A 21,333-nucleotide genomic window follows, 5' to 3' on the forward strand; every position below is an offset into this window, starting at 1 on the left:
TGTATCTCCTCATTACCTTATCACCCCATCACCTTCTCACTTAACTAAAAAGAATGCGGCACGAACCTTCAGCTCTGCTTTTATACTGGCCGGTTGAACAGCAAGAGATGGACCTGATTGCGGCTTCGGGCTGGCTGGCGTTTCCGGAGCGGCGACCCGAGTGGCCTAGCTTTTGCCCGACCCTTCGGGAGGAATACGCAGCGCGGTTGGTACATCAGTCGGGCCAGTCGGAAGCCGTGGCCTACGTGCTGCGCTTCGCCGTTGATGCGGAGTACGCCGCCTGCTTCCCGATGCGCACCACAGTGGGCGGGCTAGAGCAGGAGGCGCTTTGCGTGCCTGAGGAAGAATTGGCCGATTTCAATCAGCAGCTCATTGGCCAGATTGAGATTGTGGCCATGCTGGAAGGCCGCCTAGGCCACTAGGCACTGGCCTAGGCAGAGCCGGTGCCGCCCGGAATGCGCTACCTTTGCCGCTTCCGATGAAGACCTACCTCCGCATTCTGCAATACGCGCGGCCCTGGGCCGCTTTTCTGCCGCAGTACCTACTGTACACGGTGCTGGGTACATTCTTTGGCCTAGCCAATTTTACCCTCATTATTCCTTTGCTAAAGGTCTTATTTGATAAGACCGACAAAGTGCCTCTACAGGCTCCGGATCATATCCCACCTTTCCAGTTTAGCCTTGATTGGATTCGGGACACCTTCAATTACTTCTTTGCTGATGTATTAGTGTCGCAGGGTAAGCTAGGCGCGCTAGGCTTCGTGTGCGCCATTGTGGTAGTGTCAGTCCTACTAAGCAACGTGTTTCGCTACCTCAGCCTACGCTTGCTAGCCAAAGTGCGAGCCCGCGTTATCAGTAATCTGCGCCGCGACTTATATCACCGCATCATTGGGCTGCAGCTGAGCTTTTTTAGCAATGAACGGAAGGGTGACCTTATGTCGCGCTTTACGAGCGACGTGCAGGAAGTAGAAACGTCCGTGGTAAATACTTTGACGGCCGTTATTCAGGAGCCGTTTAAGATTGTTGCCTTCTTTGCTCTCCTCTTCTATATATCCGTGCCACTTACACTGTTCACACTCATTCTTCTGCCTCTCTCGGGTGGTATTATTGCCAGTGTAGCTAAGCGCCTGCGTACCCAGGCTAAGCAGAGCCAAAGCACCCTGGGCACCATGCTCTCGGTGATTGATGAAACACTAGGCGGTGTGCGGGTAATTAAGGCCTTTAATGCCCAAGACTACATCAAGGGCAAGTTCGAGGATCAGAACAACCAGTACGCCCGCACTTCCCGCGCCATCGACAACACCCGCGACTTGGCCTCCCCGTTCTCGGAATTTGCCGGCGTTTCGGTGGTGGCTGGCCTGCTGTACTTTGGTGGCACTCTCATCCTGGGTGGGCAATCGGACTTGAATGGCGAGACGTTTATTGGCTACGTCATTCTGTTTTCGCAGGTACTTACGCCGGCCAAGGCCTTGTCATCGTCGTTTGGCAACATTCAGCGGGGCCTAGTGGCCGGTGAGCGGGTGCTGAGTATTATCGATACTGAGCCAGTTATCCGCGATAAGCCCAAGGCACAGGTGCTGCCACCCTTTGAGCAGCAGATTGAACTTCGCAACCTGCAATTTGCCTACGGCGATACGCCGGTGTTGCAAGACATCAACCTCACTATTAAGAAGGGCAGAACCGTGGCGCTAGTGGGCCCTAGCGGCGGCGGCAAAAGCACCCTTGCCGACCTATTGCCGCGTTTCTACGACCCCACGGGCGGCCAGATGCTCATCGACGGCCACGATGTGCGCGACTGCACCATTCACTCCGTACGCGACCAAATGGGCATCGTGACTCAGGAAAGCATCCTGTTCAATGATACTATCTTCAACAACATTCGCTTCAACACTCAGGCTACCGAATCGGAGGTGATAGAGGCGGCCCGCATTGCCAATGCCCACGACTTTATAACGGCTACTCCGGAAGGGTACCAGACCATGATTGGCGACCGGGGCTCCCGGCTCTCAGGGGGTCAGCGCCAGCGCCTAAGCATTGCCCGGGCTATTTTGCGGAACCCCCCCATCCTTATTCTAGATGAGGCTACCTCCGCTCTTGATACAGAAAGCGAAAAGCTGGTGCAGGAAGCCCTAACGCGCCTCATGCAGAACCGCACTTCTCTGGTAATTGCGCACCGCCTGAGCACTGTGCAGCACGCCGATGAGATTGTGGTGCTGCAGCACGGCCGCATTGTAGAGCGCGGCACCCACGAGGAACTCATCCGCCATGAGGGTGGCCTATATAAGCGCCTCAGCCTGATGCAGACTACCAACGCCGCCTTGGTGTAGCATGGCCAAGCGCCACCACCGACGAGCTCAGAAGCAGTAGTAAAACGCTATATTTAGTCCGCCAACTACGCTTCTGCGTACTATAGCCTTGTTTTCCTTCCTTAGTCTCTGAAATCCATGCTTGCTATTAAACGTCTGGTTACAATTCTTGTGATGGTGTTTCTGCTGCTGGGCTTGCTGATACTGCTCAGCCCGGCCGTTCGGAACTCCTTCGCAAACATGGCCGGCACGCCCGAGTCGCTGTTTTTCACCTTGTTTATTGTGGCGGTGGTTCTGCTAGGCCTCCAGCTCATCACGGAAAATCTCGATAGTGTTTTGCTGCGCCGTGAAGTCACCGTCCGCGAAAGCAAAATCAACGAGTTGAAAGCCCGCCTCTACGATCAGCAGATGGAGCAGCAGCGCCTTGCAGATCGGGTGCCCGGCACTGGTACCCGCACCGGTACTACCACCATCCCCGACGGGTACGTGGCACCCACTACGCCCCCGTCGTCTACCCCCTACGACCCCTCGGGCCAGCCCCTGACCTAACTTTTCCTCGTGTCTGAACTGCTTACCAACGTAATCCAGGCTGAGCTGACGGAAGCCCGCGCCGTCCTCGACCACTTTCTGCAGAACCCCGCTAACCTGCAGGCCATTGAGCAAGCGGCCCGCCTGATGGCCGATTCGCTGAACAGCAACGGCAAAATCCTCACCTGTGGCAACGGCGGCAGCCTTTGCGATGCCCAACATTTTGCCGAAGAACTATCGGGCCGTTACCGGCAGAACCGGCGCGCCCTAGCCGCTATTGCCCTCACTGAAGCCTCTCACATGAGCTGCGTAGCCAATGATTTTGGCTACGACTACGTATTTAGCCGTTTTGTGGAAGCCCTAGGCCGGCCGGGCGACGTGCTACTTGCCATTAGTACCAGTGGCAACTCCCCAAACATTCTGAATGCCGCCGAGGCTGCTAAAGCAGCTGGTATGAAAGTAGTCAGCCTCACAGGCAAGGATGGAGGCAAGCTTGCGGGCCTCAGCGACGTAGAAATACGAGTGCCCCACCCCGGCTACGCTGACCGCATTCAGGAAGTACATATTAAAGCTATTCACATCATGATCCTGCTCATTGAGCAGTTAGTAAAGTAAACGTTACCAGTTCCATTAATAGGGCTCAACGGTAAGCAAGGCACACTCATCGAGCGTAGTCTATGCTTTATCGATGAGCCCTATTATTTTGCCTAGTGCAGCCTAGTTTTACCGATTGACTGGAAAATTCACCCCGGTTATTCTCTATTGTTGTCTGCTTATTGCTGTTGATGTATGCTTACTAAAACCTTCGGCTCTGCCGTACAAGGGGTTAATGCTTATACTATTACAATCGAAGTAGTTGTATCACAAGGAACAGGCTTTTTTGTAGTCGGCCTTCCAGATAATGCCATCAAAGAAAGTCAGCAGCGCGTGGAAGCGGCTCTTAAATTCCGCAACTACCGCATGCCCCGCACCAAAGTGGTGGTGAATATGGCCCCGGCCGATATCCGGAAGGAAGGCTCTTCGTACGACCTGCCCATTGCGCTAGGTATCCTGCACGCATCGCAGCAGCTTAATACGGAGTTGCTGAGCGAATATGTGGTGATGGGTGAATTGGCGCTGGACGGCGCGTTACGTCCAATTCGCGGGGTGCTGCCCATTGCCATACAGGCCCGCAAAGAAGGCTTCAAAGGACTAATCCTGCCTAAGGAAAATGCGCAGGAGGCGGCCATTGTGAATAACCTTGATGTGATTCCGGTGGAGACCATGCAGGAGGCCGTTGACTTTCTGGAGGGTCGCCAAACGATAGAGCCGGTGCTGGTTGATACGCGGAATGTGTTTCAGCACACGGCCAACCAGTACGCGGCTGATTTTGCCGACGTGCAGGGCCAGGAGAACATCAAGCGCGCGCTTGAAATAGCGGCCGCGGGTGGTCATAACGTGATTATGATCGGCCCTCCTGGCGCTGGCAAAACTATGCTAGCGAAGCGCTTGCCCAGCATTTTGCCGCCCCTGAACATGCAGGAAGCTCTAGAAACCACAAAAATTCATTCGGTGGCGGGCAAGCTGGGCGCGAACAGTTCTCTGCTGAACAACCGCCCCTTCCGCAGCCCTCACCATACTATTTCTGATGTAGCGCTGGTAGGTGGCGGCGGCAACCCACAACCGGGTGAAATCTCGCTGGCCCACAACGGCGTGCTGTTTTTGGATGAGCTGCCCGAGTTTAAGCGCACCGTACTAGAAGTTATGCGTCAGCCCCTAGAAGAGCGGCGGGTGACGATTTCGCGGGCCAAGCTCAGCATTGATTTTCCGGCCAACTTCATGCTCATCGCCAGCATGAACCCCTGCCCCTGCGGCTATTATAACCACCCAGAGAAAGAATGCGTGTGCGGCCCCGGCGTGGTGCAGCGCTACCTCAACAAGGTAAGTGGCCCGTTGCTTGACCGTATTGACCTGCACGTGGAAGTAACTCCCGTCACCTTTGATCAGATGACGGAAACGCGGCGCGCAGAACACAGCCAAGATATTCAGCAGCGCGTTGAGAAGGCCCGGCAGCAGCAGGCCGCGCGGTTTCGGGAGTTTGCGGATATTCACTCGAATGCCATGATGCCGTCGCAAATGGTGAAGGACATTTGCCGGATAGATCAGGCAGGACTGTCTTTACTTAAAACCGCAATGGAACGCCTAGGCCTCTCGGCACGCGCCTACGACCGGATTTTGAAAGTAGCCCGCACCATTGCTGACCTTGCCGGCGCTGAGGAAATCCGCATTGAACATCTAGCCGAAGCCATTCAGTACCGCAGCCTAGACCGCGAAGGCTGGGCTGGGTAACCGAAGTGGCATGGCCAACAAGTAGAGTGCCCGCAGTGGCCTAGCGTAGTGCTAGGCTACCAGTTTGAGCAGCGCAGTTGCTTCCGCCAAGATATTGGTACGTGCTCCAAACCCATAAACACGGTTGTATGCCAGGGCTCTTGCTTCTGCTGAGTCAAGGGCTTCATTGTGGGTAAGGTCTTAGAAGCTGGCTTTACGAGGCCGTTGAACTGCCAGGCGCTGAGCTAGTGCGCTGGGGCGCATCCTCTTAATCCGTTGAGTTACTTATGTAGTAAACTCACCACTTCACAATTTCACCCTTAGCTTTGCAGAGCTATGTATAAAGCTCTGCTGAAACCCCTGTTCTTCCAGCTTGATGCCGAACGGGCTCACCACTTGGTGTTTGACAACTTGAAGCGGGCCCACCAGCTGCCGGGCACAGCGGCCCTGCTGCGGGGCTTGTACGACTTCCGCCATCCGGCCCTAGAGCGAGAAGTATTTGGCCTTACGTTTCGCAACCCGGTAGGCCTAGCAGCGGGCTTCGACAAGAACGCCGTGCTCACCGACGAGTTAGCCGCCCTTGGGTTTGGGTTTGTGGAAATTGGAACGGTTACGCCGCGGCCCCAGCCCGGCAACCCGACACCCCGCTTGTTCCGCTTGCCTCAAGATGAGGCCCTGGTAAACCGCATGGGTTTCAACAATGAGGGGGCCGCCGCTGCCGCCAACCGCCTGCGCCAGCGCCGCTCCGATATACTTATTGGGGGCAACATTGGGAAGAACAAAGACACCCCCAATGAGCAAGCAGCTGCAGATTACGTGGCCTGTGTAGAAGCGCTCCACGAAGTAGTAGACTACTTTGTAGTGAATGTTTCTTCGCCCAATACGCCCAATCTGCGGCAGCTGCAGGAGCGCGAGCCTCTTATACAGTTGCTGCAACAGGTACAGGAACGCAACCAAGCATTGCCGCGCCCTAGGCCACTGCTGCTCAAAATTGCCCCCGACCTTACGGACGGACAACTCGACGACATCTTGCTAATTGCTCGCGAAACTCAGCTGAGTGGCCTAGTAGCAACCAACACAACCATCAGCCGCGACGATTTGCAGACGCCAGCTGGGCAGGTAGCCGCATTAGGCGCGGGTGGGGTAAGTGGGCGCCCTTTGCGCCGCCGCGCTACCGAGGTAATCCGGTATTTGCACCGCAACAGCCAAGGCCAATTACCTATTATCGGGGTGGGTGGTATCAACTCGGCCCAAGATGCGCAGGAGAAATTAGCTGCCGGTGCCTCCTTACTGCAGCTGTACACTGGCTTTATTTACGAAGGACCAAGCTTGGTAAAGCGAATCAACCAAGCCCTGGTATCAGCTTAACAAAACCACTCGCTTGCCGTAGCTTAGTTGACAGTCAGTTTCACCTTTAATCAACTACTAGTTATGGGCAAAGGAGACATCAAGACCCAAAAAGGCAAACGCACGAACGGCAGCTATGGAGTGCACCGCAAAAAACGGCGCGCGGCCAAGACCACACCCCCTAAACCAGCTGACAAAAAATAAAGCAACTGCCCCGAGCTACCACTAGTCTCGGGGCAGTTGCTTATATGAGTATGCACTACTGGCCTAGGCAGCCAAGGGTCGGTAGCGGCGCTGCATCCAGATTAGCACGGGCACGAACACCAACGTAGGCCACAAAAAGTTGAGTGGAAAGGGGATAAACTTGAGGCTGGTTACGGAGAAGGCCGAAACCGCCGCAATGTAAGAGCCCACAAAGCCTGAAATGTGGTTGCGCAGCCACTGTCCGGCGGGCCAAGGCCCAGGAAGCAAATAGCTCCGTACCTGTCGAATGGTTGTCATTAGACCAATGGCACCAAACACGAGAGGCACCGGGTTGAAGGGTCGGCTGAATAGCCCGTAGGCCAGTGTACCCGCAAAAAGCAGCAGGCCTAGCGTTACCACGCCCCAATCATACGGCTGCGCCTGCTGGTCTAGGCCCATGCGCTTGTGGTACAACGAGCGGTAGCCAAACTGCGCCAGGTATAAACTGAAAATGCCCGTTAATAGCAGAAAGGTAAGGCCGTTGAGGCTGGCGGAAACTATAGCCGTAGTACCCGCCACCAGCATTGCCCAGAAGAATATGCGCCCCCAGAACCGATGGGCCGAGCCTCCCTTCCGGACAGCCAGAGCCAAGGGAGCTACAAAAAAGCCAGTGAAGCCAGCCACAATGTGCAGCCAGCGGTTTAGGTGCAGGAAGGTTTCCATGGCGTGCTGAGGGTTGAGAGCCTCGTTTTATTAAGAAGTTGCCTCAATATTGCCCCGGCCATGCTGGCTTCAAATTGTCTGTCTCCCAACCAGCAAGAACACTGACCCAACCTTCTATTTCGCCTACCAAATCGTTCGCGCGTTACAGCCGCACGCCCAATCGGCACTCTATTATATCGGCAGAACCGCGGTGCACTTTCAGGTCGATGCTGCCGAACAGCCGCTCCGTAAACCGATACTTCAACCCCAGCCGCTCATAATAGAATTTGTTGGACTTGTACGGATTGTACAGGTAAAACCCCAACTGCGACACAAACGCCAGCCGCCCGAACAAGAGCTCATGCCCAACGTAGGCGCCCGCCTTTTTCACGTCGGGTAGGTTTTCGGTCGTACGGGCGGTGTCGCGGAGCTCGGCGCGCAAACTACGGTCGTAGAAGCCCTCTAGGCCTATGACTAAGTTGCTCTTGCGGTTCACACGGCGACCTGCGGCAATGGTGACGGAGTTGGCCCAGTACTTATTGCGGTCGGTTTCGTTGCGCTGCTTTAAGCCGGCTGTGCCGCTTATTTCCACAAAGTTGCGGCCCAAGTCGGGCGGCGTGAGGGCCGATTCTCCGATGGGCAATGGCGAGAAAGGGCGTTGCTGGTGGTAGTTGAGCCCTAGCAGTACCGTAGGCAGATTAATCCCGAAGTTGGGCTTGGTGGTAGCGCCGTTGGAATAATGATTAAGCCCAACCCCCAATAACAGGCCTAGATGTTCCGACACAGCCACATCGTATTCCAGCCTCGTCTGAATGGTGGCATTCAAGCGGGAGCTGACGATAGTGTTCTTATGATTGGTTTCCTGATCGTAGCGAATAGGAAAGAACCCGACACCTGTACCAATGCGGAAGTTGAGCTCTTGGCGCTGGGTGCGCACAAACGACTTGTTTATATACACCGTAGCAGCGTACGATTTGCCTAGTACCGGATTGTGATAGTCATAGTACACGAAGGCCGCGCCTACTTTCGGATAGCGGTACCAGGCATGCCAGGGTGCCGAGCCATTGGTTTGGCGCTGCAGGTTGAGTTCTACGCCGGTAGGGTGTGAAACGGCTAGGTGCTTGACAGCAGGAGTATGCGCCAGAATAAAGCTACCCTGCGCGTAGGCCCCTAGTACCAGAGGGCCCGCGGGTGGCCCTGGCTTAAGGCGTTGCTTCTGGGCATAGCCTACGCTACTAGCTGCTAGTAGGCCAGCTAGTAGCAGTACAAGTCGGATCGTCATAGAAAGCAAAGGGCAAGCGGGTCAAAATTAGCGAAATCGGCCCGATGGAAAAGTGAAAGCCACTGTTTCACTACCCATTGATAAAGTACTATTACTGTTGAGATTGTCTAAAAAGGATGATATAGAATAGATATTTATTAATAATAAAAACCTGACTCAGCCGCAACCCTGGCCTACTGCTTTACGGTATGACACCCTGTGAACCACGAAGAACGTGGCTGCATCGGTCCGTGAAGTGGTCTTTGTTGGTGTTTTTCCCCATCCCCATCCCATGAAAAAAATTGCAGCTCTCACCCTAGCATTAGCTTCGGCTGCCTCTCTAGCCCACGCTCAGGATGCTGGCGGGTTTCGCATTGGCGTAAAAGCTGGTGCCACCTACTCCAATATCTCTGGCAGCAATGTTAGCCAGATTACGGGCCCTAATTATAGCACTGACTTAGGCGACTACAAATTGGGCTACAACGCTGGGGTTTCGCTCTCCATTCCGCTGAGCAGCGACGGTTTCTTCTCGTTTGCTCCTGAGCTGCTGTACAACCGCAAAGGCTACGAAATCAAATCGGAGCAGAAGATGAACCTGCCAGCCGGCGTTTCCAAGGTTGAGTCGGAACAGCAGCGCGTGTTGCACTACCTCGATGTGCCCCTGCTGGCTAAAATCAACGCTGGTGGCCTGTTCTTCGAGCTGGGCCCGCAGGTAAGCTACCTGTTCGGTTCAAAGAATAAGCAACAAACCACCACTAAGTACACCAACGGCGACAAGGACAAGGTGGAGAACAACAGTGGTTTCCTGGACTACACCGGGGTAAGCCGCGACGACGCGTACAAGTCTGACTTGGCGCAGTTCGACATCAGTGGTGTGGCTGGTCTCGGCTACATGACCGAGGGTGGCCTGAGCTTGGGCCTGCGTTATGCTCGTGGCTTCAACTCCCTCATCGATACCAAAGACACCGACAACGAGCCTAAAGCGTTCAACAACGCCTTCACGCTGCAAGTAGGCTACCTGATTCCTACCAAGTAGATGCTAGGTTTTAGATAAAAGAATAGAGCTGCTCCCTTGCCGGGAGCAGCTCTATTCTTTTATAGAACCACGCGAATATTCGGCTGTTATCGTTAAGCATACTCACGCACAGTACCTGATCCAATCCTTCCACACTTCATTACTTACCTCATGAAAAAATCGGCTTTTGTAGCTGGCGCGCTACTAGCAGTTACTACGCTTGCGTCCTCCGCAGTGCATGCTCAGGGAGTCCGTTTGGGCTTAAAGGGCGGAGCTAACCTGTCTAACCTCTCCGGCGACCTCACTGATGAGGACCGCTTTGAAAACAAGTTTGGCTTTCACGGCGGGCTGATGCTCAATGTGGGCCTAATTGACGACGGCTTCCTCTCCCTGCAGCCGGAGGTGCTGTTCTCCCAGAAAGGCTTTAAATACGCAGACAGCCAGTTCAATATTGGTGGCAACACCATTAAGTACGAAGGCGACAGAACCTATAATTACATTGATGTACCGGTGCTGCTGAAAATCAACGCCGGTGGGTTCTTCGTGGAAGCGGGGCCGCAGTACAGCTACCTGCTCAAGGTGAAGGATGACTCCAAAGTTTCTATCAACGGCAATACGGCCACGCAACGGAGCGGCACCAGCAACCTAGACAACGTAAACCGCAACGAAATTGGGTATGCCGCCGGGCTGGGCTTTCAGTCGGACGCTGGCTTGCTGCTAGGCCTCCGCTACAACGGCTCCTTCACCGATTTTGGCAAGGACGGGTACCAGGATAATGACGTGCGCAATGCCCGCAACTCCGTCTTCCAACTCTCTGTAGGTTACCTACTTCCGGGCAAATAAGCTTGCTCTGATTTTTCACAAAAGGCCCCTCTTTATCACGGGAGGGGCCTTTTGCATTATAAGCGGCAGGGCAGTTGGCACACTTTTCGTTTAAGGTGGTTCGTGCACATTTTCTACCTCTAACCTCTGTTGCACCATGAACCACAAACTCCTCTCTATTGCTGCCTTGCTCACTGTAGCTGCAGCTTCTTCCGCTCAAGCTCAAGGCGTACGCCTGGGCCTGCGTGCCGGTACTAACTACGCTAACCTGGCCGGCAACATCAAAAACGAGAACACTTACAACAACAAGTTCGGCTTTCTCGGCGGTGTAATGCTGAACGCTGACGTTACCGGCGACGGGTTCTTCTCCATTCAGCCCGAGGTATTGTACTCGCAGAAAGGCTTTGAGAACAAACCTACGGAATACACCAACACTATTCTGGGAGTTGGCTATACCGAGAAGCGCGAGGGCAAGGTAAACTACAACTACCTTGATGTACCCGTGCTGCTGAAGATAAACGCCGGTGGGTTTATCGTAGAAGCCGGCCCTCAGTACTCCTACTTGCTGAGCGCCAACGACGAAACCAAAATCACGCGGACGCGCCAGCCCAACGGCACGCCTAGCGTAACCGAGGCGCAGGACAAGAAGGACGTGAGCGGCTTCAAACGGAGTGAGCTGGGCTACGTGGCCGGCGTAGGTTACCAAGCCGATAACGGCCTCAGCCTGAACCTGCGCTACACTGGCGCCTTCAGCGACTTTGTGAAGAGCGACAATGGCACGTATTTCAACGGCGACCTAGCCAACGCCCGTCACTCGGCGGTGCAGCTCTCCTTAGGCTATCTGATTCCGAGCAAGTAACGCTGCTAGGCCACTTCATTACTTAGCCGCCCGGCTCCTGCCTTAGGAGTCGGGCGGTTTTTTTGTTATAGGCAGAGAATGCTACTGACAATACCGTAATCTTGCAGCCATATTATTGTTGTGCTCTGAATACCCTGTATTAATGCGTTTACTATCTGGTGTGCTTCTGGTGGGCACCATATTGCTATCTATTCCTAGCCATGCTCAGCGTATACTTCTCGGTCTGAAGGGCGGAGCAGCCATTGCCAATGGTATCGGAACCGATGCGAAGAACAGCTCTCTGCGTTTTGGGGGACAAGGTGGCGCCCTTCTGCGCGTTAAGCTTACTGAGCAGCTTGCCATTCAGGGCGAGGGCCTTTACGTACAACGCGGCGACAATGGCACCCTCTACGGTCGTACTATTGGTCACCGCCTCGACTACATTAGCGCACTATTGCTGTTGCAGTACCACTTCGCCGACATTTTTGTGGAAGCAGGGCCGCAGCTGAACTGGCTGCGAACGGCCACCCCCAACATTGTGTCTGCCCAGGCTATTAACACCCTTACTTTCCAAGACCAGGACCGAAGCTTTGTAGTGGGTTTTGGCTACCAAGACACTACCGGCGTTACAGTAGGTTGGCGCTACATAGGCGGCCTCAGCAATGTGTTTAACCCCAGCCCTATCAGCGGCAGCCGACAGTTGCAGTTGCGCAACAGCACAGTGGAGTTTTACCTAGGCTATTTATTTGAGCCGCGGCAGATTATCCGGTTCATTACTAGCCCGGTCAGGTTGGTCAAGAGCATTGGTAGCAGAAAATCCAAAGCCGCTCGCCAGCCTGCTAACCAAGAGAAAACGAAGTAATAGTCCTGCACAAGCTCAGGCTTGTGCGCTGTAGCCGCCGGCAAACGAGGTATTTCGGCGTAGTTTCGTGGCCGTATTACGCGTTTTTGATTACCTCCATGAAGAAAGTATTTCTTTCCGCACTCTTGCTGACTGGCCTAGCCGGGGCGGCGCAGGCACAAAGTAATGTATCGTTAGGGCTGAAGGCGGGAGGCTCCCTCTCCTCCTTCTCAGGCGAGCAAGCTTCCAACCACAAAAGCATCGTGGGCTTTCATGCCGGTGCCTTCGCCAATATTGGGTTTACCCGTTTGTTCGCGTTTCAGCCGGAAATTATGTACTCGCGCAAAGGAGCCAAATTTCCCCCATTCAACTTCACCACCCACCTCGACTACATAGACGTGCCGCTAGTGTTCCACATCAATGTTGAGGGACTGTTTTTTGAGGCGGGTCCGCAAGTAGGCTTCCTGGTTTCGGCTAAGAACAAGGCCGGCAATGCAAGCACCGATGTAAAACCGGCCTACAATACCGTGGATGCTGGCTACGTAGCGGGTTTGGGTTACCAACGTAAGACTGGCCTAGGCGTGGGCCTGCGCTACAACGGAGGCATTACCAACGTTGAAAAGTCGTTTAACACGGGCGGAACTACCGTGCAGAACAATATTCGCAACAACGTTTTCCAGTTGTATCTGACTTACTCGCTCAACGCTCGTTAACTAAAATTAGAGGCATGAAAAAAGGCTCGTCTGCTAGCAGACGAGCCTTTTTTCATGCCTCTAGGCCACTACTTCTTACTTTGCCGCAGCTGCGTAGTTGCGGTAGAAGTGCGGTATAGTCTCGATGCCTTTCAGGAAGTTGAATACGCCGTAGTGCTCGTTGGGCGAGTGGATGGCGTCGGAATCCAGGCCGAAGCCGAGTAGCACGGAATCGAGGCCTAGCTCGGTTTTGAACATAGCTACAATCGGGATGGAACCACCGCCGCGCGTGGGGATGGGGCGTTTGCCGAAGGTGGTTTCCATGGCATCAGCGGCAGCTTTGTAGGCCACTGAATCGGTGGGCGTTACTACGGGTTCACCGCCGTGGTGGGGCCGCACTACTACAGTTACGCCGCTGGGCGCAATGCTCTCAAAATGCTTCTGGAAGATTTCCGTGATTTCGTCGGAGGTCTGGTGGGGCACCAGGCGCATCGAGATTTTAGCAAATGCCTTGGAGGCAATAACCGTTTTGGCGCCCTCGCCGGTGTAGCCACCCCAAATGCCGTTTACGTCCAGCGTGGGCCGGATGCCAATGCGCTCCACGGTGGTGTAACCTGCTTCGCCGTAGGTGTCGGGTAGGCCAATGCTTTGCTTGAATTCGTCGTCGGAGTGGGGCACGCGGTTTAGCTCGGCGCGCTCCTCCTCGCTTAGCACGGCTACCTTGTCGTAGAAGGCCGGGATGGTGATGTGGTTGTTTTCGTCGTGCAGGCTGGCAATCATCTTGCAGAGCACGTTGATAGGGTTAGCCACTGCACCGCCGTAGAGGCCAGAGTGCAGGTCGCGGTTGGGGCCGGTAACTTCTACTTCGTGGTAGCTCAGGCCGCGGAGGCCTACCTCAATGCTGGGCTGGTCGTTGGAGAGGATGCCAGTGTCGGAAATCAGAATAACATCGGCCTTGAGCTTCTCCTTGTTTTCGCGCACGAAGATGGCCAAGTTGTTCGAGCCGATTTCTTCCTCGCCCTCAATCATCACCTTCACGTTGCAGGGCACGCCGCCGTCCTGGTTCATCACTTCCAGGGCCTTCACGTGCATATACACTTGGCCTTTGTCGTCGCAGGCGCCACGGGCGTAGATTTTGCCGTCCTTGATAACGGGCTCGAACGGGCCGGAAGTCCACAGCTCATAGGGGTCAGCGGGCTGCACGTCATAGTGGCCATATACGAGCACCGTAGGCAGCGCGGGGTCGACTATTTTCTCGCCGTACACGATGGGGTTGCCGGCCGTGGGGCACAGCTCTACTTTCTCTAGGCCTACTTCCTCGAAGCGGGCTTTCAGGTACTCAGCGGCACGCAGTACGTCGCCATGAAACTTAGGATCAGCCGAAACCGATGGGATGCGGAGCCAGTCCATCAGTTCACTTAAAAAACGCTCTTGGTTCTGTTCGAGGTAAGAAGCCATGCGGCGGTGGGGTTAGTTGGAAATGCGAGGGTAAAGGTAGCAGGACAGGCCTAGAGTAGTGCGTGAGCTAGCATCTGAACTATACCTTTCTATTCTTATTCCTGCAACGGCTTCCAGTCGTTTTTTGTAAAGAATACATTGCCGAAGTGAGACGATTTGAACACTAAATAGAAGTGTCCTTTTTGCCGATACACCGTAGGGTTAGAAGCAAGAATGTGATGAGTGGGTTGCTTCATCCTCACAACTAGCCGGTGCGAGTTATAAGGTTTAACAGTGGAAATTGCGCCGAAATATGTGTTGAGAATAGAATCACCTTCCATTTGATAGAAGGTAATTCGATCATCGTTCGTGATTTCAAAGCGAAAATGATTGTACTGCCAATCGGCTTGCTTCCCAGGAAACTTAGTTCGATCAATTACATACTGGCCATAATAATTATCTTTCTCCAACTCGCTTTTCGGCGTGAATAGATGGATTAACCAAGCTAGGCCTATCAACCCAAACACAACGCCCCACAAACCAGCCAGTGCTTTAAGAAAGATTGGTTTGTCTGTGGCAATTGCTAGCCAAAATAGAATGCCTGTCCCTGGTAGCAGGACAAGCATGAAAAAAAGATTGAAGCCAAACCCCATACGCATTATACTACACTAGGCACCTAATCTGCAGTCTAGTAAGAATACCAAGTGGCTACTTCTTATCCCACGGCATGGGTACGCGACTTTCGGTGCCGGCGCGCAGGCGCCCGATGTTAGCGCGGTGAGTATACACGAGTAGCACGGCCAGCACGAAGCCAAACCACACCAGCAGCTGGTTCTGTGGCCGGAACTGAGGCAGCAACTGCAACAGGGCAAACGTCACGCCGGCCGTCATGCTGCTCAAGGATACGTAGCGCGAAATCAACAGCGTGACGATGAACACCAGAATGCAGACGCCCACCGTGGCGGGGGCAATGGCCAGCATCATCCCCAGCACAGTAGCCACGCCTTTGCCGCCCCGGAAGCCAGCGTAAATCGGGTAGATGTGGCCTAGCACGGCCAGCACTCCGCAGGCGATTTGGTAATACAGCAGCTGCTCCGGTAGAATGGCGCCTTGGTTCAGCATCACCGAAGCTAGCGAGGTAGCGGCCCACCCTTTCAGCACGTCAATGGCCATAACGAAGGAGCCTGGCTTTTTGCCCAGCACCCGGAAGGTATTGGTAGCGCCTGAGTTACCCGAGCCATGCTCCCGAATGTCAATCCCGAAAAACAAACGGCCCACCCATAAGGCGGTAGGGATGGAGCCAATGAGGTAGGCGGCCACTAAAAGGCCTAGAACGAGGGGGAGATTCATGCGGGAACGTGGGTAGAGGTCGAGCTATGGGGTAAAGATACGGTTCTGGGGCAGCGGTGTTAGTCGGAATAGCCACTAGGCCTATTGATTGTTCTTTGGGCGCTCCTACTTCGTCCTATTCTACACATACCCCTCAAGCAGGAGGAATCTTCTCACGCCAGGAAGACTGGCCTAGCCTGCGTCATAGCTTAGGCTGCTTGGGCAGTAAGCCAAAAGACTGTCCTGCTGCACATGTCGAAGTATTGTCCCAGTGAGCTGCATTATCATTTCGACGCAGCAGTAGAGCTACTTCCACTGGGCAGACGCCAGATGAAGCATGACCACACTTTTTGCTCACTTTCCACGCTGGCTAGGCCACTAACAGCAAACCGCCCCGCCAGAAGCTCTGGCGGGGCGGTTTGCTGTTAGTGGTTATTCTTCGCCGAAGGGGTCGTTGGCGTCTTTTTTCTTTTTCTTCTTCGACTCCTTCTTGGGCTCTTCGGTAGGAGCATCAGCAGCCGGAGCCGTTTCTACTACCTCATCCTTTTTCTTCTTTTTCTTACCCGTGTCGGCGGGGTCTGCTTCTACAGGGGCAGTGGCCTCTACGGGCTCGTCCTTTTTCTTTTTCTTCTTGCTGGTTTCCTCAGCTGGGGCGGCACCAGCATCCGACTGCATGGCTTCCTCTACGGGGTCGAGCTTCTTCTTTTTCTTCTTCGAGTTGCCCTCCATGTTGTCGAAGTTGCCGGTGCTCACGGGCTGGGTGGTGTTCACCTTGCGCTTGCCCGACTCCTTCAGGTAGTCTTTGCGGAAGTGGTTGAGGAAAGTCTGCACCTCCTGGTCGTCGCCGAGGAAGAAGCCGTACTGGGTAGCTGTGTTGTAGTCACCCTTGGCTTTCAGACCAATGATTTCATCGAAGGAGCCGTGCTGAGCTTTGGCCAGCAGCACATTGTTGGAATACTTGAGATAGTACCAGGTCTGAGGTTCAGCCTCCAGGTACAGCTCTACGGCGTCGCCGGTGCTTTCCTTCTTGATTTCAATGTAACCGTCTATCAGAGCGTTGATGTCCTTTTTGCCCACACTCACTAGGCCTATCTTACCCACCGAGTACCAAGCCCGCATTTTATCGTTCCAGCGCAGGTTCACCTGGTTCAGGACCACCGTGTGCAGGAACTTCGGCGACAACTTCTGCAGCGGCGTGTACCCGCCTTTGCGTGTGCTGTAGTCCTGCACCGCCTTGTTGCCGATAAACTCCGCCATTTTGTACAGCTGCGCCTGAGAACCAGTCAGCGCCTCAGGTAAGCCCTTGGCATTGGTAGCCAGGTCGTTGCCCATGGCTTCTACGGCCTTTTCTGGCAGTACAATGTCGAAAGCCATGAACGTGTCAAGGTCGTAGAGCGCGCTATCGGGTTTGGCCTGGCCTAGGCCCGCGGCCGTTAGGGTGTAATCTTTGTTGGAGTTGATCAGGTTAAGCTTACCGCGGAAATTCATGACCCCGGTAGAGTCGTTCAGCGTTAGCACTGAGCCCTCGTAGATGTCGGGGCTATTGATGTCGTGCTGGCTGATACCGTACACGCGCTTCTTCTGGTCGTAGCTGAGCGTGCCGTCTACCTGGAATACGTTCTGGTCCGTTACGCCGGGCTTAGGAGCCACAAACAGGGGGTATACCTTACCCGCGTTTTCCGACAGAAAAAGGCCCGACAGCATGGGCGTCCCGTCTTCTGTTTTTGGCTCATTGAGCTTGATCCGAATGCCCTTGGGGTCAATACTGTCCTGCACGGCAAACCACTCTGAGGCGCTAGCATTCTTCACAAATTCCAGCTTAGCCTGGCCATCAAACGTGAAGCCGCGCTTCTGAGAATTCATCTTCACGGCCCCGCGGTACGCAATGCGGGGCGCCAAGTGAAACTTATCAGTGGCCGCAATAGTGGCCACGGCCGTAGTGGGCAGCGAAGTAGGCACGTCCTCCGTTTCGTTTCCACGTTTCAACAGCGCCTTGCCTAGCTTACCGCCTTTCGGGCCGCGCGCGGCCAGGGCGGCAGAATCGGCTTTGAAGTTGGTGAACTTAATAGCAAACGAATCGGCGGAGGCGTTCTTGTAGTTATACAGCGCGTTACCTGTGAAAGAGGTGCGCGAGTCAATCTTGATTTCACCCTTATACAAGGCGTGGTACTTGTGCAGCGTATCCAGCACAATACCGGCATTCTGGAAGCTACGCATTTCGGCGTTTGGCAGCACATACACCCGGCTCGAGTCAGGCATAATCCAGGCGTCAGCGGAGGCAATGTGAGGCACTCCACCCGCTACCAGCCGGTAGCGGCTCAGGTCGTACTTACCCGTGGCAGCCTGAAATTTCAGGCCGCGCTGCTCGGGCTTGGTGCTGTAGAAGTAAGAACGCGACGAGTCGGCCCCAGCTTCTACACTGAGCTGCACAATCTTCTTTTTGAAGTCCCACTTACCGCCCGAAAGCGTAGTGCGGTACTGCGAATACGGCAGCTCAATGCTAGACTTGTTATCGCCCGCCTCACGCGCAAATTGCGTGTTACCGGCTTTCAAGTCATAGGTGAAGCCTACGTTGTTAGCCGTAAGAGCCGGCTTGTTCACTTCCGCCGACTTTACACTCAAGGTGGCGTTTTTACCCGTGTAACGAGTCGGTTTGAAGACAAAGCCTGCCGAGCGAATAAAGGACTGCGGACCATCCATACCACCGTCACCATAAAGACCGCCAGGCGTATAGGTCAGGGTACCTTTAAATGCGTAGGTGGCGTCGTACATTTTCAGCCCTTGCCCCTGCTGGCTGCTCAGGTACATAGAGTCTTGCTTCACGGCCCACTTCATCTGGTAGCCGGGCTGTAGCGTTACCTTGGCAAACTCGGTGCCGCTCAGTGGCCCCGGCAGAATTGTGCCCGACTTACCCACTGTTACCACGGAGTCTTTGTAGAAGATAAACTGGTCGCTGGCAAAGTCGCCGGTCAGGTATTTAATATTACCGATGCCCTGCAGACCCCGGTTACTCATAGTCACCTTGTTGAATAAGCGCCCCTTGTTGCCGTAGAGCGGGAAGCCTTCCTTCGGCACATCGTAGGTAAAGCCCAGAGACCCATCTTCCTGCAGAGAAAGCTTTGTCTTGAAGTCGGGCATGATGCCACCTGACACAAACGTACCCTTGAACCCCACGGCTCCGCGGTTCTTGTTATTGAGGGAATCGAGTTTGAAGGGCGGAATGTCGAAGTACATCGTGGTATCGTAAGCACCACCCAATACTTCCGGCTTGTCGAAGAATACGTACGCTCCGGTGCTGGCATCAAACGACGGATACGCCCCCAATTTCTTACGGCCCGATTTGTTGTTGGGCGCGTTGATGTAGAGCTTACCCGAGGAGGTTTTCTTCTTATTGGTGAGGGTAAAGTCGGTGTCTTTGCGGGCTTTCATCACGGAGCCCTTCGAGCCTTTGCCCTTCACAATGATGGAGTCAATCTTCACCAGATCAATGAAGAAGCCGTCATAATCAAACTTAAACTCCTTGCCTTTGAAGATAAAGGCCGAGGCTACTACGGTACCATTGAACAGTACCCCACGGTTCTTCTGAATGCGAATAACGCTGGAGTCGGGCTTCACGAACACCGTTACGGAGTCGTCGGAGAAGTTGAAGCGGTCGACGCCGCGCACTAGCAGGTCGTTGGTAGCCAAGTTCAGCGTAGCATTCTTGCCCGAGGGCGACAACGACTTAATGGCAATGTGGTCGTAATCTTTTTTGCCCCGCGAGGAGTTCACGTAGTGCGTCGCCTTCGGGAGCAGCACTACCTGATCAGTCTGAGGATACCACTTCACGTACCCATCGCGCGCCAGGCCCGACATGGCCGAGCGCAAGTTATCGGGGCTAATCTTTAGGGCCGTCACCATATCCTGGATTGAAAACAGGCGGGTGTTTCCGTGGCTCTGGCTGTAGCCCACTACCATTTGCAAGGGGTGCATCTTATTGATGGCCTTGATCTGCTGGTAGCGGGTGTTGGTGTAGAATTCTTTCGATTCGAAGTTGGCGGTAACCTGGTTTTTGGCCGTTAGGATGGAGAAGTCGATGTTGGACGTGCGGAGCGGCCACGTGAGCAGCTCCGTCGTGATTTCCATCTGGTGGTAAGAGTCGTAGTAAGGCGTGTTCTTGTACATGCCCTCTTCGCGGGTAAGCTGTAGCACCTGCGGCCCTTTCGCGTACTTCAGCCGCACGCCAGGGTGCGTCAGCGAGTCTTGCTTGTCTTGGTAAATAGTAACTGCCGCCCGCTGGCTGCTGATAATGGAGTCGCCGAGCACGTAGGAAAGTGAGGACGCCTTGAACTTGGGCTTGCCATCAACTTCCACAATGATGCGCGACAAGGCTCCATCTAGCGAGGCCGACATAGCTCGGTTGCCGGCCAGCGTAAAGCCCCCGTAGTAGCGAATGTTTTCGCCGATGTTCTTCACCCGGGCATCATTGGTGTTGGAGATGAAGCGAGGGTAGCCAGTGTCGGCAGTTGGGGTTTTGCGCTTCAGGCTGCGGTAGGCCAGCCAGCCCTTCACTGGTGCTTCCAGCACGGCCGGATACGTGAGCGTAGCGGGCTGGGCTGTAAACTCTGCCTTAGTAATATCGAAGTTATAATTGGTCAGGTCGGCCGTAACGGGGTTGTTATTGATCTGCCAGCCGTACTGGCCGCCGTAACCCACAAACCGGTTTTGCGTGGTTATGGCCCCGCTGGTTTTGTGGATGATAATGGAGTCGCCAGCCGCCGCCATAAACAAGTCGGCATCCTTCAGAATCAGGACGGGCCCGCGGGTGGTGGGCGCCATGTACGTATCGTAGGTGGGCGCTAGGCCAGGCGTAGCAGCCGTACCGGCATCATCGGAGCCCCACATATCGTTGGAGTCCCACCCATCAGCGGCTTTCTTCTTTGCGGGCGTTTTGGTATTGAGGGGCTTGGTTACCACGGCCGCCGAGGCGGGAGCGGCTGGCGCTACCGGGGGCGCCATGGAGGGCATATCCGTTTCGTTGTAGGCGTAGCTGAACGTGCCGCCATCTACCCGCAGCCGGTTATAGCGCGAGCGGTAGAGGTACTTGGTTTGTAGAAATTGAGCCGAGTTCAGCAGAAACTTTTCCACCTCGGGCACTTGCTCCCGGGCCAGTGCTTTCCCTACTACGTTCAGATACTCGGTCATCTGGGCGTCGGAGAAGTTCTGCACCTGGGCACCCGCCGTAATCGACGTGAAGAACGCCTCGAAGTGTGGCTTGGCCTTAAACTTGCGCGCCAGCATTTGCTGCGACAACGCCACAATGTAGGCCTGTTGAGTGGCCGTGAGGCGGTTGCTGGCCCATACCTCCTGCAGACGAGCCGCCGCCGCCTTGCCTGAGGCCACATTAGCGGTAGCCATCATCGACTGCACATCCACCATAAACTGCTGAGGGTCACTGCTCAGCTTACCCGTAAACCGGGGCAAAGCAGGAGCCGCCGGAGCCACTCCTGCAGGTTGTTTAGAAGGTTGGGGTTTGGTCTGCTGCGCCCACGCCGGAGCACTTAATCCCAGCAGCAGCGCGCATACCCACTTAAAAGTAAAATGCTTCATACTAAGTCCGTCAGCGCCTAATTAATCGCCTACAATTTCGACAAAACGCGGCACTTTCCGCCATCTTGCCCCCTATCCCTCCAACAATCATACCTCACCTGAATTTTATACTATTTCAGGAGAGCATTTCGGCAACT

General features: G+C 54.6%; 18 protein-coding genes. 12 read left to right on the plus strand and 6 right to left on the minus strand.

The genetic code is table 11. From position 1 onward, the window contains the following. Positions 1 to 53 precede the first annotated feature (53 nt). The 7 genes from EU556_RS17900 to EU556_RS17930 all read left to right on the plus strand — a co-directional run bounded on the left by EU556_RS17900 (position 54) and on the right by EU556_RS17930 (position 6,691). A complete protein-coding gene (locus tag EU556_RS17900) occupies positions 54 to 422 on the plus strand; it encodes an ADP-ribosylation/crystallin J1 (RefSeq protein WP_135435516.1) in 369 nt (122 codons plus the stop codon). A gap of 56 nt (positions 423 to 478) precedes the next feature. Further along, positions 479 to 2,326, plus strand: coding sequence for an ABC transporter ATP-binding protein (locus EU556_RS17905; RefSeq protein ID WP_135435517.1), 1,848 nt, complete (start codon positions 479 to 481; stop codon positions 2,324 to 2,326). A gap of 117 nt (positions 2,327 to 2,443) precedes the next feature. Next, the gene (locus tag EU556_RS17910) at positions 2,444 to 2,854 is read left to right on the plus strand and encodes a hypothetical protein (RefSeq protein WP_135435518.1); all 411 of its coding nucleotides are present in this window, start codon (positions 2,444 to 2,446) and stop codon (positions 2,852 to 2,854) included. A gap of 9 nt (positions 2,855 to 2,863) precedes the next feature. Next, the gene (gene lpcA / locus EU556_RS17915) at positions 2,864 to 3,448 is read left to right on the plus strand and encodes a D-sedoheptulose 7-phosphate isomerase (protein WP_245327768.1); all 585 of its coding nucleotides are present in this window, start codon (positions 2,864 to 2,866) and stop codon (positions 3,446 to 3,448) included. Positions 3,449 to 3,622: 174 nt separating this feature from the next. Further along, entirely contained in the window at positions 3,623 to 5,161 is a 1,539-nt protein-coding gene (locus EU556_RS17920) for a YifB family Mg chelatase-like AAA ATPase (RefSeq protein ID WP_135435519.1), read from the plus strand. A gap of 315 nt (positions 5,162 to 5,476) precedes the next feature. Continuing rightward, positions 5,477 to 6,508 carry a quinone-dependent dihydroorotate dehydrogenase gene (locus EU556_RS17925; RefSeq protein ID WP_135435520.1) on the plus strand — a complete coding sequence of 344 codons (1,032 nt, stop codon included), beginning with the start codon at positions 5,477 to 5,479 and terminating at the stop codon, positions 6,506 to 6,508. Between the two features lie 63 nt (positions 6,509 to 6,571). Next, positions 6,572 to 6,691, plus strand: a complete 120-nt coding sequence (locus tag EU556_RS17930) for a 30S ribosomal protein THX (protein ID WP_135435521.1) — start codon at positions 6,572 to 6,574, stop codon at positions 6,689 to 6,691. Positions 6,692 to 6,754: 63 nt separating this feature from the next. Here EU556_RS17930 and EU556_RS17935 read toward each other — a convergent pair whose 3' ends face one another. Both EU556_RS17935 and EU556_RS17940 read right to left on the minus strand, forming a co-directional pair. Then, positions 6,755 to 7,393 carry a DUF2306 domain-containing protein gene (locus EU556_RS17935; protein ID WP_135435522.1) on the minus strand — a complete coding sequence of 213 codons (639 nt, stop codon included), beginning with the start codon at positions 7,391 to 7,393 and terminating at the stop codon, positions 6,755 to 6,757. A gap of 142 nt (positions 7,394 to 7,535) precedes the next feature. Next, the gene (locus EU556_RS17940) at positions 7,536 to 8,654 is read right to left on the minus strand and encodes an acyloxyacyl hydrolase (RefSeq protein ID WP_135435523.1); all 1,119 of its coding nucleotides are present in this window, start codon (positions 8,652 to 8,654) and stop codon (positions 7,536 to 7,538) included. Positions 8,655 to 8,925: 271 nt separating this feature from the next. Here EU556_RS17940 and EU556_RS17945 point away from each other — a divergent pair, with 271 nt between their 5' ends. The 5 genes from EU556_RS17945 (at position 8,926) to EU556_RS17965 (ending at position 12,862) form a co-directional block, all read left to right on the plus strand. After that, positions 8,926 to 9,669 (plus strand): porin family protein, encoded by a 744-nt coding sequence (locus EU556_RS17945; protein WP_135435524.1) that lies wholly within the window; start codon positions 8,926 to 8,928, stop codon positions 9,667 to 9,669. A 150-nt stretch (positions 9,670 to 9,819) separates the two neighbouring features. Beyond that, the gene (locus EU556_RS17950; RefSeq protein ID WP_135435525.1) at positions 9,820 to 10,491 is read left to right on the plus strand and encodes a porin family protein; all 672 of its coding nucleotides are present in this window, start codon (positions 9,820 to 9,822) and stop codon (positions 10,489 to 10,491) included. A 136-nt stretch (positions 10,492 to 10,627) separates the two neighbouring features. Further along, positions 10,628 to 11,329, plus strand: coding sequence for a porin family protein (locus EU556_RS17955; RefSeq protein WP_135435526.1), 702 nt, complete (start codon positions 10,628 to 10,630; stop codon positions 11,327 to 11,329). A 142-nt stretch (positions 11,330 to 11,471) separates the two neighbouring features. Continuing rightward, positions 11,472 to 12,170 (plus strand): hypothetical protein, encoded by a 699-nt coding sequence (locus EU556_RS17960; protein ID WP_135435527.1) that lies wholly within the window; start codon positions 11,472 to 11,474, stop codon positions 12,168 to 12,170. 98 nt (positions 12,171 to 12,268) lie between these two features. Continuing rightward, positions 12,269 to 12,862 (plus strand): porin family protein, encoded by a 594-nt coding sequence (locus EU556_RS17965; RefSeq protein ID WP_135435528.1) that lies wholly within the window; start codon positions 12,269 to 12,271, stop codon positions 12,860 to 12,862. Between the two features lie 75 nt (positions 12,863 to 12,937). Here the strand turns inward: EU556_RS17965 and EU556_RS17970 are convergent, their stop codons facing one another. The 4 genes from EU556_RS17970 to EU556_RS17985 form a co-directional block, all read right to left on the minus strand. Next, positions 12,938 to 14,299 (minus strand): dipeptidase, encoded by a 1,362-nt coding sequence (locus tag EU556_RS17970; RefSeq protein WP_135435529.1) that lies wholly within the window; start codon positions 14,297 to 14,299, stop codon positions 12,938 to 12,940. A gap of 95 nt (positions 14,300 to 14,394) precedes the next feature. Further along, entirely contained in the window at positions 14,395 to 14,904 is a 510-nt protein-coding gene (locus EU556_RS17975) for a hypothetical protein (RefSeq protein ID WP_210116325.1), read from the minus strand. Between the two features lie 82 nt (positions 14,905 to 14,986). Next, entirely contained in the window at positions 14,987 to 15,628 is a 642-nt protein-coding gene (gene plsY / locus EU556_RS17980; protein ID WP_135435531.1) for a glycerol-3-phosphate 1-O-acyltransferase PlsY, read from the minus strand. 411 nt (positions 15,629 to 16,039) lie between these two features. Continuing rightward, the gene (locus tag EU556_RS17985; protein ID WP_135435532.1) at positions 16,040 to 21,196 is read right to left on the minus strand and encodes a hypothetical protein; all 5,157 of its coding nucleotides are present in this window, start codon (positions 21,194 to 21,196) and stop codon (positions 16,040 to 16,042) included. Positions 21,197 to 21,333 lie beyond the last annotated feature (137 nt).

The sequence above is a fragment of the Hymenobacter fodinae genome (genome assembly GCF_004745825.1).
Classification (GTDB): domain Bacteria; phylum Bacteroidota; class Bacteroidia; order Cytophagales; family Hymenobacteraceae; genus Hymenobacter; species Hymenobacter fodinae.